The sequence below is a fragment of the Agromyces sp. NPDC029043 genome (genome assembly GCF_055564615.1).
Genome location: NZ_JBVHVX010000016.1, coordinates 23407 through 37314 on the forward strand (window position 1 = coordinate 23407; position 13908 = coordinate 37314).

Genomic DNA, 13908 nt, shown 5'->3' on the forward strand with positions numbered 1-13908 from the left:
CACCCACCGGCACTCGCGGCGCATCGCAGCGCCGCCGCATCGAGAGAGAAGGCAACGGATGCCGCAGCCCACCGACGCCGACCGGATCGCCCTCGCCGAGGCGTGGATCGCGCAGGACCCCGACCCCGAGACCCGTGCGGAGCTGTCCGCGATCGTGGCGAGCGCGCGCTCGGGCGACGCCGCGGCGACGGCCGACCTCGCCGACCGCTTCGACGCGCGCCTCGCGTTCGGCACCGCGGGCCTGCGCGGTGAGATCGCGGCCGGCCCGAACCGCATGAACCGCGTGCTCGTGTCGCAGGGCGCCGCGGGGCTCGCGGCGTACCTGCTCGAGCGCGCGGCGGTCGGCACGACGCCGAGCGTCGTCGTCGGGTACGACGGCCGCCGCAACTCCGAGGCGTTCGCGCACGACGTCGCCGAGGTCATGGCCGGCGCCGGCGTCCGCGCCATCCTGCTGCCCCGGCTGCTGCCGACGCCGGTGCTCGCATTCGCCGTCCGCCACCTCGACACGAGCGCGGGTGTGATGATCACGGCCTCGCACAACCCGCCGAACGACAACGGCATGAAGGTCTACCTCGGCGGCGACCACGGGGGATCGCAGATCGTCGCCCCGGCCGACGCCGAGATCGCCGCGCACATCGGGCGCGTCGCCGCGACCACCACGGTGCCCGACCTGCCGCGCGGCGCCGTCGAGACCGCGGCGGAGTCGGTCGTCGACGCCTACGTCGCCGAGACGGCCGCGCTCGCCCCCACGCCGACGGCGCAGCCGCGCGTCGTCTACACGGCCATGCACGGGGTCGGCTGGGAGACCATGCGGCGCGTGCTCGAGACGGCCGGCTTCGACGTGCCCGCGCTGGTCGCAGCGCAGATCGAGCCCGACGGGCGCTTCCCGACCGTGGCGTTCCCCAACCCCGAGGAGCCCGGTGCGATGGACCTGTCGTTCGAGGCCGCGCGCGAGGCCGGTGCCGACCTGGTCATCGCGAACGACCCCGACGCCGACCGGCTCGCGATCGCCATCCCCGACCCGTCCGACGCGTCGGGGTACCGGCGGCTGTCGGGCAACGAGGTCGGGCTGCTGCTCGGCTGGCAGGTCGCCGAGCAGGTGGCCGGCGCGGATGGCGCGGCTCGCGGGTCCGGCGACGAGGCCGGTCGCGGCACCCTCGCGTGCTCGATCGTCTCCTCCCCCGGCCTCGAGGCCGTCGCCCGCGCCTACGGCCTCGGATTCGCGGCGACGCTGACGGGCTTCAAGTGGATCTCCCGGGCGCCCGGGCTCGCGTTCGGCTTCGAGGAGGCGCTCGGCTACCTCGTGAACCCGCGCACGCTGCGCGACAAGGACGGCATCTCGGCCGGGCTCGCCTTCCTCTCGCTCGCGGCGCGGGCCGCCGACGACGGCCGGACGGTCGCCGACCTGCTCGACGAGTTCATCGAGCGGTTCGGCTGCTTCGCCTCGTCGCAGGTCTCGATCCGCGTGACCGATCTCTCGCGGATCGCCGCGGTGATGGCGCGCCTGCGCGCCGAGCCGCCGACCGAGGTCGGCGGGGTCCCCGTCGAGCGCATCGACGACCTCGCCCTGGGCGTCGACGGCCTGCCGCCGTCCGACGTGCTCCGCATCGTCCTCGAGGGCGGTGCGCGCGTCATGGTCCGGCCGAGCGGCACCGAGCCGAAGCTCAAGGTGTACATCGATGCGGCGGCGACCGACGGGTCGGTCGAGGAGCGCCGCGCGGCGGCATCCGAGGTCGTCGCCCGTCTCGATGCGGGCATGCGGGCGCTCGTCGCCTGATCGGAGGCGGGGCCGCGCCGGCGCGCCGGCGCGACGAGGCTCAACCCAGGGACGCCTCGAGCTTGCGGCCGATCTCGTCGACGTCGAAGTAGTTCTCGACCTCGACGATCTCGGCCCAGGTGCGGCCGAGCGCCGTGCGCACCTGGCCGGCGAGTTCGGTCGAGGTGAGCACGACCTGGACGTCGGCGGCGGCCTCGCGCACTCCGGCGAGGTCGCTCGCGCTCACGTCGGCCTCGAGTCCGAGCCGGTCGAGCGCGCGCTCGGCGTTGGCCTTCAGGATGGCCGAGGTGCCCACCCCGAGCCCGCACACCGCGACGATCCTCATGCGCCGGCTCCCCCGGAATCGGTCGCGCCCGCGTCCGGACGCCCCGCCCCGTCGAACACGGCTCGCACGTCGTCGACCGAGTTCGCGCTCGCGAGGCGATCGATCGCGCTGCGCTCGTTGAAGACGTTGGCCAGGCCGGCGACGCTCGCCACGTGCTCCTCGGCGTTGGAGACCGCGAGCCCGACGACCACGCGCACGGGGTCGTTGTGCGGGTGGCCGAATGCGACCGGCTCGGCCAGCGTGACCACCGCGAGACCGCTGCGAAGCACGTCGGGGCCCGGCCGGGCGTGCGCGAGCGCCAGTCCGGGTGCGATGACGATGTACGCCCCGAACTCCTCGAGCACCTCGATCATGCGGTCGGCGTAGCCCTCGCGCGCGGCGCCGGAGCGCGCGAGCGCCCGGCCGGCCTCGCGGACGGCGGCGCGCCAGTCGGCCGCATCGGCCCGGAGGGCCACGGCGGTATCGGGGAGCGGAGGAAGCGTCATCGTGAGGCGGGGCCGATCAGGCTTCGTCGAAGCCGTCCTGGATCTGCTCGACCAGGTCTTCGCGGTCGTCGAGCGGGACGAACGCGGCGGCCGCGGCGTTGAGCTGGAAGACCTCGAGGTCGTCGACGTCGTAGCCGAACGCGTCGGCGAGCAGCAAGAGCTCGCGCGTGAGGCTCGTGGACGACTGGAGGCGGTTGTCGGTGTTGACCGTGACGCGGAATCCGAGCTGGTAGAGGAGGTCGAACGGGTGGTCGACCAGCTCGTCGCCCCACGCCGCGATCGCACCGGTCTGGACGTTCGAGGACGGACTCGTCTCGAGGGCGATCTCGCGGTCGCGCACCCACTGCGCGACGGGCCCGAGCGAGACGTAGGTGTTCTCGTCGTCCTGACGCTCGATCGTGAGGTCTTCGGCGAGGCGCACGCCGTGCCCGAGCCGCAGCGCGCGCCCATCGAACAGGGCGCTGCGGATCGAGTCGAGCCCGTCGGCCTCGCCGGCGTGCACCGTCACGGGCATGAAACGCGTGGCGAGGAAGTCGAACGCGGTGCGATGGCGGCTGGCCGGGAACCCGGCCTCGGCGCCGGCGATGTCGAACCCGACCACGCCGCGATCGCGATGCCGCACGGCGAGCTCGGCGATCTCGAGCCCGCGGTCGGCGTGCCGCATCGCGGTGATGAGCTGGCCGACTCGGATGCGACGCCCCTGGCGCCGCACGTCGTCGACCCCCTCGTCGAGGCCGGCCTGGACCGCCTCGACGACCTCGTCGAGCGAGAGGCCGCGCGTGAGGTGCTGCTCGGGCGCCCAGCGCACCTCGCCGTAGATCACGCCGTCGTCGGCGAGGTCGAGCACGAACTCGCGGGCGACCCGGGCCAGGCCGTCGCGCGTCTGCATGACGGAGGTGGTCAGGTCGAACGTCTTGAGGTACTCCACGAGCGAACCCGAGTTCGACTGCTCGGAGAACCAGGCGCCGAGCGACTCGGCGTCGGACGCCGGCAGCTCGAGGCCGATCTCGTCGGCGAGTTCGATCAGGGTCTGCGGCCGCAGGCCGCCGTCGAGGTGATCGTGCAACGAGATCTTGGGCAGCGACCGGATGTCGGTGCCGTCCCCCTCGAGTCGGTATTCGGTCGCGTGCGTGTCCACCCCACCACGATACCGGCGCGGGACCCGCCCGTCTCGGCGATTTCGCCCGGCGTCAGCGGCCGATGCGATCGGCGATGAGCGGGCCGCCGTCCTCGACCGGTGCGCCGGGGTCGGCGATCGTCCAGGCGCCGTCGACGGCCTCCAGCGCACGCGCGAACCGCGCCGGCTCATCGGCGTGCAGCGTGAAGAGCGGATCGCCCTTCCGCACGGCGTCGCCCGGCTTGGCGTGCAGGTCGATGCCGGCGGCGTGCTGCACCGGGTCCTCCTTGCGCGCGCGGCCCGCGCCCAGCCGCCACGCGGCGATGCCGAAGGGCAACGCCTCCTGGCGAACGAGCACGCCGTCGCGGTCGGCCGACACGACGTGCTGCTCCTTGGCGACGGGCAAGGGCGCATCGGGGTCGCCGCCCTGTGCGCGGATGGCGGCGCGCCAGGTGTCCATTGCGCGCCCGTCGTCGAGCGCGGCCTCGACGTCGGCATCGGGACGGCCCGCGAGCGAGAGCATCTCGCGCGCCAGCGCGATGGTCAGCTCGCGGATGTCGGCGGGGCCGCCGCCCGCGAGGACCTCGACCGATTCGCGCACCTCGTTGGCGTTGCCGATGGTGAGACCGAGCGGGACGTTCATGTTCGTGAGCAGGGCGGATGTCGCGACGCCGGCATCCTCGCCGAGCTCGACCATCGTGCGTGCGAGTTCCCGCGAGCGCTCGATGTCCTTGAGGAACGCGCCCGAGCCGAACTTCACGTCGAGCACCAGCGCGCCGGTGCCCTCGGCGATCTTCTTCGACATGATCGAGGAGGCGATGAGCGGGATGGCCTCGACGGTGCCCGTGATGTCGCGCAGGGCGTAGAGCTTCTTGTCGGCCGGCGCCAGGCCGGCGCCCGCGGCGCAGATCACGCCGCCGACCTCGCGAAGCTGGGCGAACATCTCGTCGTTGGTCAGCTCGGCACGCCAGCCGGGGATCGATTCGAGCTTGTCGAGCGTGCCGCCCGTGTGGCCGAGCCCGCGCCCGGAGAGTTGGGGCACGGCGACCCCGAAGGAGGCGACGAGCGGCATGAGCGGCAGCGTGATCTTGTCGCCGACGCCGCCGGTCGAGTGCTTGTCGCTCGTGGCTTTGCCCAACCCCGAGAAGTCCATCCGCTCGCCCGAGGCGATCATGGCCATGGTCAGGTCGCGGATCTCGCGCCGCGTCATCCCGTTGAGGAAGATCGCCATGGTCATGGCCGACATCTGCTCGTCGGCGACGTAGCCGCGCGTGTAGGCGTCGACGAGCCAGTCGATCTGCTCGGTCGACAGCTCGCCCCGGTCGCGCTTGGTGTGGATGATATCGACGGCGTCGAAGGCCTCGACGGCGCTCATGCGGACTCCCCCCGGAACTCGGCGAGCTGGCGCGGGCCGAACGCGTCGGGCAGCACGTCGTCGATGGTCTTGATCCCCGACACGGTCTCGAGGAGCATGCCGTCGGCCGAGTGCTCGTAGAGCAGCTGACGGCAGCGCCCGCACGGCATGAGCACGTTGCCGTGCCCGTCGACGCAGGTGAACGCCGTCAGCTTGCCGCCGCCCGACATGACGAGCGCGGAGACGAGCGAGCACTCGGCGCACAGCGTGACGCCGTACGACGCGTTCTCGATGTTGCATCCGCTGACGACGCGCCCGTCGTCAGCGACGGCGGCCGCACCGACCGGGAACTGCGAGTAGGGGACGTACGCCTTCGCCATCGCCTCGCGGGCGAGCTCGCGGAGGTGGTCCCAGTCGATCTCGTGCTGGGCGGTCATGGTGCTCCTCGGGTCAGGACTTGATGTACGGCTTGCCGGCGGCCGCTGGGCCGCGCACCTTGCCGACGAACCCGGCGACGGCGAGGATCGTCACGACGTACGGCAGCATGAGCATGAACTCGCTCGGGACGGGCGAGCCGATCACCGACAGCGTGTTCTGGAGGTTCGACGCGAAGCCGAACAGCAGCGCCGCGAGGGTGGCCTTGATCGGGTCCCACTGGCCGAAGATCACGGCGGCGAGCGCGATGAAGCCCGCACCGGCGGTCATCTCCTTGTTGAACGCGATGCCCGAGCCGATGGTGAAGAAGGTGCCGCCGAGGCCCGCGATCGCGCCGGCGAGCGCGACGTTCCAGAACCGGGTGCGGTTGACCTTGATGCCGACCGTGTCGGCGGCGGTGGGGTGCTCGCCGACCGCGCGGAGTCGCAGGCCCCACTTGGTGTGGAACAGGCCGATGTACACCAGCGCGATGACGACGTACATGATGTACACGACGAGCGTCTGGCGGAACAGGACCGGCCCGATGATCGGGATCTCGCTGAGCACCGGGATCGGCAGGCGGTCGAATCGCGGCGGCGTGTTGAGCGTGGCCGCGTTGGGCGCGAGCACCTGCGAGAAGAAGAAGCTCGTGAGGCCGATGACGAGGACGTTCAGCACGACACCGACGATGACCTGGTCGACGAAGTACTTGATCGCGAAGGCCGCGAGCACCATGCCCACGAGCATGCCGGCGATCATCGCCGCAACGAGGCCGAGGAGCGGCTGCCCGGTCACCGAGGCGACGATGGCCGCGGTGAACGCGCCGGAGAGCAGCTGGCCCTCGATCGCGATGTTGATGACGCCGACCCGCTCGCCGATCACGCCCGCGAGCGCGCCGTAGATGAGCGGCACCGCCAGGCTCAGCGAACCGAACAGCAGGCCGATCATCGGGATGGTGCCGCCGGCCGCAGCCCAGGTCAGGAAGCCGATCATGAAGAGGATCGCGAACACGACGACGAGCCAGAGCGGCACGCGACGCTTGCGCGACACGAGCCAGGCGGAGTAGGCCGTCGCGGCGGCGAGCAGCAGGATGACGACCCAGAGCGTGGGCAGGGCCGGAACGGTGATCTCCGGGAGCTGGATCACGTCGGCCTGCGTCGACAGGCGGAACGTCGTGTCGCCGTCGCGGGGCGCGAACACCGCCAGCGCGAGCGCGATCACGGTGAAGACCGCGAACGCGATCGGGCCCTTCCAGCTGGTGACCACCGTGGTGTCGAGCGCCTGGACCTCGGGCGCGGGGGTCTGGACGGTTGCGCTCACTTGGCCGTCACCTCCTTCGTCACGATGGGTCGCGGTCGCCTGGGGCCCGCCGTCGGATCGGGCAGGCGGAAGATCGTGCGGACCAGCGGCGGCGCGGCGATGAAGAGCACGATCAGCGACTGGACGACGAGCACGATCTCGATCGGCACGCCCTCGGCGGCCTGCATCGAGAATCCGCCGGCCTTGAACGCGCCGAACAGGATGCCCGCGATGAAGATGCCCCACGGCGTCGAGCGGCCCAGGAGCGCGACCGTGATGGCGTCGAAGCCGATGCCGGCGTCGATGCCCGCGGTGAAGCCGGTGGTCACGGTGCCGAGCACTTGGCTGACGCCCGCGAGCCCCAGGAGGGCACCGGCGATGAGCATGGCGTAGACGTACATCGACGGCACGTTGATGCCCGCGACCCGCGCCGCGTTCGGGTTCTCGCCGACGGCGCGGAACCGGAAGCCGAGGCTCGAGCGGTTGAGGATCCACCAGACCACCACGGTGGCGATGATCACCAGGATGAATCCGAAGTGCAGGTTGAACTGCGGCCCGAGCAGTGCGGGGAAGATCGCGGTGTCCTTCATCGCGGGCGTCTTCGGGTTGCTGGACCCCGGCGCCTGGAGCAGGCCGGGCGTCCGCAGCAACCAGGAGACGAGGTAGAACGCGATGTAGTTCAGCATGATCGTCACGATGACCTCGTGCGCGCCGGTCCTCGCCTTCAGCACGCCGGCGATGCCCGCCCACAGCGCGCCGCCGATCATGCCGCCGATGAGGGCGACGAGCATGTGGATGCCCCACGGCAGGTCGAACCCGAACGCGATCCATCCGGCCACGGAGGCGGCGATGAGCATCTGGCCGCGGCCGCCGATGTTGAACATGCCGACGCGGAAGGCGAGCCCCACGCCGAGGCCGCCCGCGATCAGCGGCGTGGCGAACGTCAGCGTCTCGGTCAGGGGCCGGATCCCGGCGATGAAGTCGTCGCGCCGGAAGTTGTAGACCGCGCCCTGGAAGAGCGCGGCGTAGGCGCCGCCCACCGATTCCCAGACCGCGATCAACATGTCGGACGGCCGAGCGAAGAAGTAGGCGCTCGTCTCCTGGACGCGCTCGTCGGTGAACGCGATCATGATGGCGCCGACGAGCAGCGCGAGCAGCACCGCGAACACCGAGATGATCGCGTTGCCGGTCGCGATCTGGTGCAGCATCGTGTGCCACCGCGACGGCGGGGGCACATCGGCCGCACCGCGGGCGTCGCCGGGCCCGCCGGCGGTGGCGCGCGCGTCGACGGCGGCATCCTGCGTCTCGGGCGAGGCGGCGCCGGGTTCCTCGATCGCGACGTCGGCGTCGAGCTCGCCGGACCCGCCGGTCGCGCCGGTGGCCTCGGGCTTCTGGGGGTCGCTCATGCCGCGGCTCCTTCTCCGGGGTGTTCTCCGGCCATCATGAGGCCGAGGACGTCGCGCGGCGTGTCGCCCGGCACGATGCCGACGATGCGCCCGCGATACATGACCATGATCCGATCGGCGAGTGCGGTGACCTCGTCGAGCTCGGTCGAGACCACCACCACGGGGACTCCCGTGTCGCGCGCCTCGACGATCTCCTTGTGGATGAACTCGATCGACCCGACATCGACGCCGCGAGTGGGCTGCGCTGCGACGAGCAGCCGCAGGTCGCGGCTCAGCTCGCGGGCGAGGACGACCTTCTGCTGGTTGCCCCCCGACAGCTGGCGTGCCTTGGAGTCGATGCCCTGGGTGCGGACGTCGAACTCCTTCACCTTCTCGCGGGCGAACTGCTCGAGCACGCCGCGCTGGATGTTGCCGGCACGCACGAAGGGCGCGCCGCTGCTGCGGTCGAGCATGAGGTTCTCGGCGATGGTGAAGTCGCCGACGAGCCCATCCTCGGTGCGGTCCTCGGGGACGAAGCCGATCCCGGCGTCGAGTCGCTGCCGCACGCTCGCCGAGGTGAGGTCGCGGCCGTCGAGTCGGATCGAGCCCCGCACCCTCGGCTGCAGGCCGAGGAGCGCCTCGGTGAGCTCGGTCTGTCCGTTGCCCTGCACGCCTGCAACGGCGAGGATCTCGCCGCGGCGGACGGTGAAGCTCACGTCGTTCACGACGAGCTGGCCGATGTGGTCGATCACGGTGAGGCCCTCGACGACGAGGGCGGGGTCGCCGAGCGTCGCCTCCTCCTTGTGCACGGTGAGCTCCACGGCGCGGCCGACCATGAGCGAGGCCAGCTCGGCGTTCGTGGCGGTCGGCGACGCCTCGCCGACCACCTTGCCGAGGCGGATGACCGTGATGCGGTCGGCGACCTCGCGCACCTCGCGAAGCTTGTGCGTGATGAACACGATCGAGGTGCCGGACTCCTTGAGCTGGCGCATGATGCCCATGAGCTCGTCGGTCTCCTGCGGTGTGAGCACCGCGGTCGGCTCGTCGAACACGATGACCCGGGCGTCGCGGGAGAGCGCCTTGATGATCTCGACCCGCTGCTGGACGCCGACGGGCAGGTCGTCGACGAGCGCGTCGGGGTCGACGTGGAAGCCGAAGCGGTCGGAGATCTCCTTCACCTTGGCGCGCGCCGCCGCGAGGTCGAGCACGCCGCCCGTCTTCGTGGCCTCGTGGCCGAGCATGACGTTCTCGGCGACCGTGAACACGGGGATGAGCATGAAGTGCTGGTGCACCATGCCGATGCCTGCGGCCATCGCGTCGCCGGGACCGGCGAAGTGCTGCACCTCGCCATCGAGGAGCACCTCGCCCTCGTCTGCCTGGTACAGGCCGTAGAGCACGTTCATGAGCGTCGACTTGCCTGCACCGTTCTCGCCGAGGAGGCAGTGGATCTCTCCTGCCTCAACGGTGAGGTCGATGTGGTCGTTGGCGACCAAGCTGCCGAATCGCTTCGTGATGCCGCGAAGTTCGAGCTTCATGTTCCCGATCCTACTGAGATGGCTGCATCCGTTGGAGGTGCTGCGCGTATGGTGAAGCGGCCGGGCGGAGCATGCTCAGATGTTGACGCACGCGCGCCTGTGCGCACCCGAACGCCGATCGGGGAGGCCGGCAGTCGCCGACCTCCCCGATCATGGTGTCCCGCCCTTACTGGGCCAGGTAGGACTCGACCTCGATGTCGCCGGCGATGATCGCGGCCTGGAGCGCCTCCAGCTCGCCCGCGAGCTCAGCCGGGACCTTGTCCTCGAAGTCGTGGAACGGGGCGATGCCCACGCCCTCGTTCTCGAGCGTGCCGACGAACGGGGTGTTGTCGAACTCGCCGTTGCCCGCGGCCAGCACGGCCTCCTCGGTGCCGACGTCGATGCCCTTGAGGATCGACGTGAGCATGAGGTCGGCGACCGACGGGTCGGTCTCGGTGAAGTCGGCGTCGACGCCGATCATCGCGATCTCACGGCCGGCCTCGCGGATGGCCGCAGCCGCCGACTGGTAGATCGGGCCGCCGACCGGCAGCAGCACGTCGACGTTCTGGTCGATGAGGGCCTGCGCCTTCTGGCGGGCGGTGTCGTTCGCCTCGAAGCCGCCCGTGAACTCGCCATCCTGTGCCGCGCGGTCCCAGCCGAGGACCTGGACGTCGGTGCCCTTCTCCTGGTTGTGGTACTCGACGCCCTGGGCGAAGCCGTCCATGAAGATCGAGACGGTCGGGAAGTTCTGGCCGCCGAAGGTGCCGACGACGCCGGTCTGCGAGTAGGCCGCTGCCGCGTAGCCGGCGAGGAAGGCCGCCTGGGCGGTGTCGAAGATGATCGGCTTGATGTTCTCGAAGTCGGTCGTGCCGTCGAAGTCGAGGTCGACCGTGTCGTCGATCGAGACGTACTCGACGTCGGGGTTGGCCTCGGCCGACTCGCCCGCAGCCGCGGCGAGCGCGAAGCCGACGGTGACGATGAGGTCGCAGCCCTGGTCGACGAGGTTGGTCAGGTTCGGGGCGTAGTCGGTCTCGGAGTCGGACTGCACCGTGACCGGCTCGACGCCGAGCTCGTCGGAGGCCGCGGTGAGGCCCTCGAAACCGAGCTGGTTGAAGGACTTGTCGTCGAAGCCGCCCGCATCGGAGACCATGCAGGGCAGGAAGTCGAGCGCCTCGCCGCCGCCGTCCTCGGTCTCCTCGGGGGCCGAAGCGCAACCCGCGAGCAGCGCGACCACGCCGACCGTCGCGAGGCCGCTGACCGCGGCCTTCTTGAACGTGAACGTCACAGTGTCCTCCAAACGACTGCACCCCGACCATGACCCGGGGATCGTGAGGTCACGTTACCCAAAGTTGCGCCGGTCGCCACCGGACCTTGGCCCCCCGTCGGGCAATGGTTATGAAGCCGCGACATTCTGCTCACATGAGCAGGCATCGTCACCCCCGAGCGGGGGTCGCGGCATCCGGGGTCAGGGCGCCGACGGCGAATCCACGACCAGCTCGCCGGCGATGATCGCCTGCCGCAGCCCCTCGATCTCGCCCTGCAACTCGGGGGGCACGAGGGACTCGAGGTCGTGGTACGGCGCGATCTCGACCCCGCCGTTCTCGAGCGTGCCCACGTACGGCTCGTTCGCGAACGCGTCGTCGACGACCTCGCCGACGATCTCGACCATCGCCTGCTGCGTGTTCTTCAGCACGCTCGTGAGCAGCACCGGCCGGAACTCCTCGGGGAGCGTCTCGTACCCGTCGCTGTCGACCCAGATGACCGAGGTGGCGCCTCGTTCCAGTGCGGCGGCGGCGGCGCCCTCGCCGACCTGCCCGGCCACGGGCAGGATGACGTCGGCGCCCTGGTCGATGAAGCCCTCGGTGAGCACCTTGCCCTTGTTGACGTCCTCGAAGTCGCCGGTGAACGAGCCGTCCTGCGCCTGCTTGTCCCATCCGAGCGCGCGCACCGCCGTGCCGTGCACCTCGTTGTACTTCGCGACGCCGTCGACGAAGCCGTCCATGAACAGGGTGACCGGGGGCTGGTTGCCGCCGCCGAACGTCGCCACGGCGCCCGTCCTGGAGACGCCCGCGGCCAGGTAGCCCGCGAGGAACGACGCCTGCGCGGTGTCGAACACGACCGGCTTCACGTTCTCGGCCTCGACCACCTCGTCGACGATCGCGAACGCGAGGTCGGGGTTCGCCTCCGCCTGCTCGCGCGTGGCGTCGGCGAGCTCGTAGCCGACCGTCACGATGAGCTCGCACCCGGAGTCGACCGCCTGCTGCACGTTCGGGACGAGATCGGTCTCGCCGGTCGACACGATCGCCTCGGCCTCGATGCCGTACTCCTCCTCGGCCCGCTGGAGGCCCTCCCAGCTCGACTGGTTGAAGGAGCGATCCTCGAGGCCTCCCGAGTTGGTGACCATCCGGACGCAGCCCTCGGCCTGCGCCCCGTCGTCGCCGCCTTCGGGCGCCTGCCCGCAGCCCGCGAGGGCGAGGGATGCCGCGACGAGCGCGACTCCGAACGTGAGTGGCCTGCGCACCGGCATCCGTCGACCGCCTTCCCGTGCCTAGAGCACGTCGCTGGATCCGCCGAGACGCAGTGCGTCGACGACGGCCTTCACCCGCTGGGCGTGCTCGCTCGTGGTGACGAGCAACGCGTCGGGCGTGTCCACCACGACGATATCGGTCACCCCGATGAGGCTGATGACCCGATTCGCACGGCTCACGACGATGCCGCTCGACGCGTCGGCGAGGACTCGCGCGTGCTCGCCGAGGATCGCCAGCTCGCCCGAGCGGCCGGCGGTGTTGAGCTTGGCGAGCGAGGCGAAGTCGCCGACGTCGTCCCACTGGAAGTGCCCGCGGACGACCGCGAGCCGGCCCCGCTCGGCGGCGGGCTCGGCCACGGAGTAGTCGATCGCGATCTTCTCGAGCGTCGGCCAGATCCGGTCGACGGCCGGTCCGCGCGTGGCGGGATCGTCCCACGCGGCGGCGAGCTCGACCAGCCCGGCGTGCAGCTCGGGCTTGGTCAGCGCGAGCTCCTCGAGCAGGCGATCGGCTCGCGCGATGAACATGCCCGCGTTCCAGAGGTGCCGGCCGCCCTCGAGGTAGCCCCTGGCCGTCTCGAGGTCGGGCTTCTCGACGAAGCTGGACACCGACGAGGCGTGCTCGGCACCGGGGATCTCGAGCGGCTCGCCGCATTCGATGTACCCGAACCCGACCGCGGGCTCGGTGGGCGTGATCCCGATCGTGGCGATGTACCCCGCGTCGGCGGCCGCCACGGCACCCGCGACGGCCTCGCGGAACAGCGTCGAGCCCGAGATCACGTGATCGGCCGCGAACGAGCCGATGATCACGTCGGGCTCGCGCCGGTGGAGGATCGCGGCGGCCAGGCCGATCGCCGCGGTGGAGTCCCGCGGCTCGCTCTCGAGCACGATGTTCTCGTCGGCGAGCTCGGGCAGCTGCGCCTCGACGGCCGCACGGTGCGCCCGTCCGGTGACGACCATGATGCGCTGCTCGCCCGAGAGCGGGGCCAGGCGGTCCCACGTGTCGCGCAGCAGCGTCTGCCCCGAGCCCGTGAGGTCGTGCAGGAACTTCGGGGCATCCGCCCTCGAGAGCGGCCAGAGCCGGGAGCCCACGCCGCCGGCGGGGATCACGCTGTAGAAGCGGTCGAGGGGAGCCTGTGCCATCCAGTCAGGATAGCGGTGGCCCGTACCCTCGCCACGGCGGCGAACGGAGCACCCTCGCGGCCGGGATAGACTCGGAGCCGGGCCATCGGTCCCGTCACGCCCACAGTCGGGCGACGCACACCGCCAGGAGGGTTGTCCATGTCCGCAACGACGACACGGACCCCGACCGCACCCGAGCAGCCGGCGAAGCAGAAGCCGGGCGGCACGCTGTACCGCGGCCGCGAGGGCATGTGGTCGTGGGTGCTGCACCGCATCACCGGGGTGGCGATCTTCTTCTTCCTCCTCGTGCACATCCTCGACACGGCGCTCGTGCGCGTGAGCCCCGAGGCGTACAACGCGGTGATCGGCACGTACCAGACGCCCATCATGGGCCTCGGCGAGGTGGCGCTCGTGGGCGCGATCGTCTTCCACGCCTTCAACGGCCTGCGCATCATCCTGGTCGACTTCTGGTCGTGGGCCACGCGCAACCAGAAGGTCCTCTTCTACGTCGTCGTCGTGCTCTGGGTGATCACCATGCTGGCCTTCACCCCGCGGCACCTGATCAACGTCTTCAGCCACTAGGAGCGCCGAG

At 71.0% G+C, this 13908-nt stretch carries 13 protein-coding genes; 2 read left to right on the forward strand and 11 right to left on the reverse strand.

What is annotated here, in order from left to right; all coding sequences use genetic code 11:
* The first annotated feature begins 58 nt into the window (after positions 1-58).
* Complete coding sequence (locus tag ACZ4TW_RS17375) at positions 59-1777, forward strand: phospho-sugar mutase (protein WP_465544653.1); 1719 nt, start codon at positions 59-61, stop codon at positions 1775-1777.
* A 40-nt stretch (positions 1778-1817) separates the two neighbouring features.
* On the opposite strand, the gene ACZ4TW_RS17380 is transcribed toward ACZ4TW_RS17375, so the two are convergent.
* The 11 genes from ACZ4TW_RS17380 to ACZ4TW_RS17430 all read right to left on the reverse strand — a co-directional run bounded on the left by ACZ4TW_RS17380 (position 1818) and on the right by ACZ4TW_RS17430 (position 13337).
* Positions 1818-2102 carry a PTS sugar transporter subunit IIB gene (locus tag ACZ4TW_RS17380; RefSeq protein ID WP_465544655.1) on the reverse strand — a complete coding sequence of 95 codons (285 nt, stop codon included), beginning with the start codon at positions 2100-2102 and terminating at the stop codon, positions 1818-1820.
* Positions 2099-2587 (reverse strand): PTS sugar transporter subunit IIA, encoded by a 489-nt coding sequence (locus ACZ4TW_RS17385; RefSeq protein WP_465544657.1) that lies wholly within the window; start codon positions 2585-2587, stop codon positions 2099-2101. Before ACZ4TW_RS17385 ends, ACZ4TW_RS17380 begins: the two co-directional genes overlap by 4 nt.
* A gap of 16 nt (positions 2588-2603) precedes the next feature.
* Positions 2604-3725, reverse strand: coding sequence for an adenosine deaminase (locus tag ACZ4TW_RS17390; protein WP_465544659.1), 1122 nt, complete (start codon positions 3723-3725; stop codon positions 2604-2606).
* A gap of 52 nt (positions 3726-3777) precedes the next feature.
* A complete protein-coding gene (locus ACZ4TW_RS17395) occupies positions 3778-5079 on the reverse strand; it encodes a thymidine phosphorylase (RefSeq protein WP_465544661.1) in 1302 nt (433 codons plus the stop codon).
* Complete coding sequence (locus tag ACZ4TW_RS17400; protein WP_465544663.1) at positions 5076-5495, reverse strand: cytidine deaminase; 420 nt, start codon at positions 5493-5495, stop codon at positions 5076-5078. The genes ACZ4TW_RS17395 and ACZ4TW_RS17400 overlap by 4 nt, the downstream gene beginning before the upstream one ends.
* A 13-nt stretch (positions 5496-5508) precedes the next feature.
* Positions 5509-6792, reverse strand: coding sequence for an ABC transporter permease (locus tag ACZ4TW_RS17405; RefSeq protein WP_465544665.1), 1284 nt, complete (start codon positions 6790-6792; stop codon positions 5509-5511).
* Complete coding sequence (locus ACZ4TW_RS17410) at positions 6789-8177, reverse strand: ABC transporter permease (protein WP_465544667.1); 1389 nt, start codon at positions 8175-8177, stop codon at positions 6789-6791. Before ACZ4TW_RS17410 ends, ACZ4TW_RS17405 begins: the two co-directional genes overlap by 4 nt.
* Complete coding sequence (locus tag ACZ4TW_RS17415) at positions 8174-9691, reverse strand: ABC transporter ATP-binding protein (protein WP_465544669.1); 1518 nt, start codon at positions 9689-9691, stop codon at positions 8174-8176. The genes ACZ4TW_RS17410 and ACZ4TW_RS17415 overlap by 4 nt, the downstream gene beginning before the upstream one ends.
* Before the next feature lie 166 nt (positions 9692-9857).
* Positions 9858-10955 (reverse strand): BMP family lipoprotein, encoded by a 1098-nt coding sequence (locus tag ACZ4TW_RS17420; protein ID WP_465544671.1) that lies wholly within the window; start codon positions 10953-10955, stop codon positions 9858-9860.
* 180 nt (positions 10956-11135) lie between these two features.
* Positions 11136-12197, reverse strand: coding sequence for a BMP family lipoprotein (locus tag ACZ4TW_RS17425; protein WP_465544673.1), 1062 nt, complete (start codon positions 12195-12197; stop codon positions 11136-11138).
* A 21-nt stretch (positions 12198-12218) separates the two neighbouring features.
* Complete coding sequence (locus tag ACZ4TW_RS17430) at positions 12219-13337, reverse strand: mannose-1-phosphate guanylyltransferase (RefSeq protein ID WP_465544675.1); 1119 nt, start codon at positions 13335-13337, stop codon at positions 12219-12221.
* Between the two features lie 138 nt (positions 13338-13475).
* Between ACZ4TW_RS17430 and sdhC the strand changes: the two genes are divergently transcribed.
* Entirely contained in the window at positions 13476-13898 is a 423-nt protein-coding gene (gene sdhC, locus ACZ4TW_RS17435) for a succinate dehydrogenase, cytochrome b556 subunit (protein ID WP_465544677.1), read from the forward strand.
* Positions 13899-13908 lie beyond the last annotated feature (10 nt).

Bases quoted from the DNA above. Each gene is read 5' to 3' on its own strand.
- sdhC (WP_465544677.1), top strand. From the start codon at position 13,476: ATGTCCGCAACGACGACACGGACCCCGACCGCACCCGAGCAGCCGGCG.
- ACZ4TW_RS17400 (WP_465544663.1), bottom strand. From the start codon at position 5,495: ATGACCGCCCAGCACGAGATCGACTGGGACCACCTCCGCGAGCTCGCC.
- ACZ4TW_RS17430 (WP_465544675.1), bottom strand. From the start codon at position 13,337: ATGGCACAGGCTCCCCTCGACCGCTTCTACAGCGTGATCCCCGCCGGC.
- ACZ4TW_RS17410 (WP_465544667.1), bottom strand. From the start codon at position 8,177: ATGAGCGACCCCCAGAAGCCCGAGGCCACCGGCGCGACCGGCGGGTCC.
- ACZ4TW_RS17375 (WP_465544653.1), top strand. From the start codon at position 59: ATGCCGCAGCCCACCGACGCCGACCGGATCGCCCTCGCCGAGGCGTGG.
- ACZ4TW_RS17385 (WP_465544657.1), bottom strand. From the start codon at position 2,587: ATGACGCTTCCTCCGCTCCCCGATACCGCCGTGGCCCTCCGGGCCGAT.
- ACZ4TW_RS17395 (WP_465544661.1), bottom strand. From the start codon at position 5,079: ATGAGCGCCGTCGAGGCCTTCGACGCCGTCGATATCATCCACACCAAG.
- ACZ4TW_RS17425 (WP_465544673.1), bottom strand. From the start codon at position 12,197: ATGCCGGTGCGCAGGCCACTCACGTTCGGAGTCGCGCTCGTCGCGGCA.
- ACZ4TW_RS17380 (WP_465544655.1), bottom strand. From the start codon at position 2,102: ATGAGGATCGTCGCGGTGTGCGGGCTCGGGGTGGGCACCTCGGCCATC.
- ACZ4TW_RS17415 (WP_465544669.1), bottom strand. From the start codon at position 9,691: ATGAAGCTCGAACTTCGCGGCATCACGAAGCGATTCGGCAGCTTGGTC.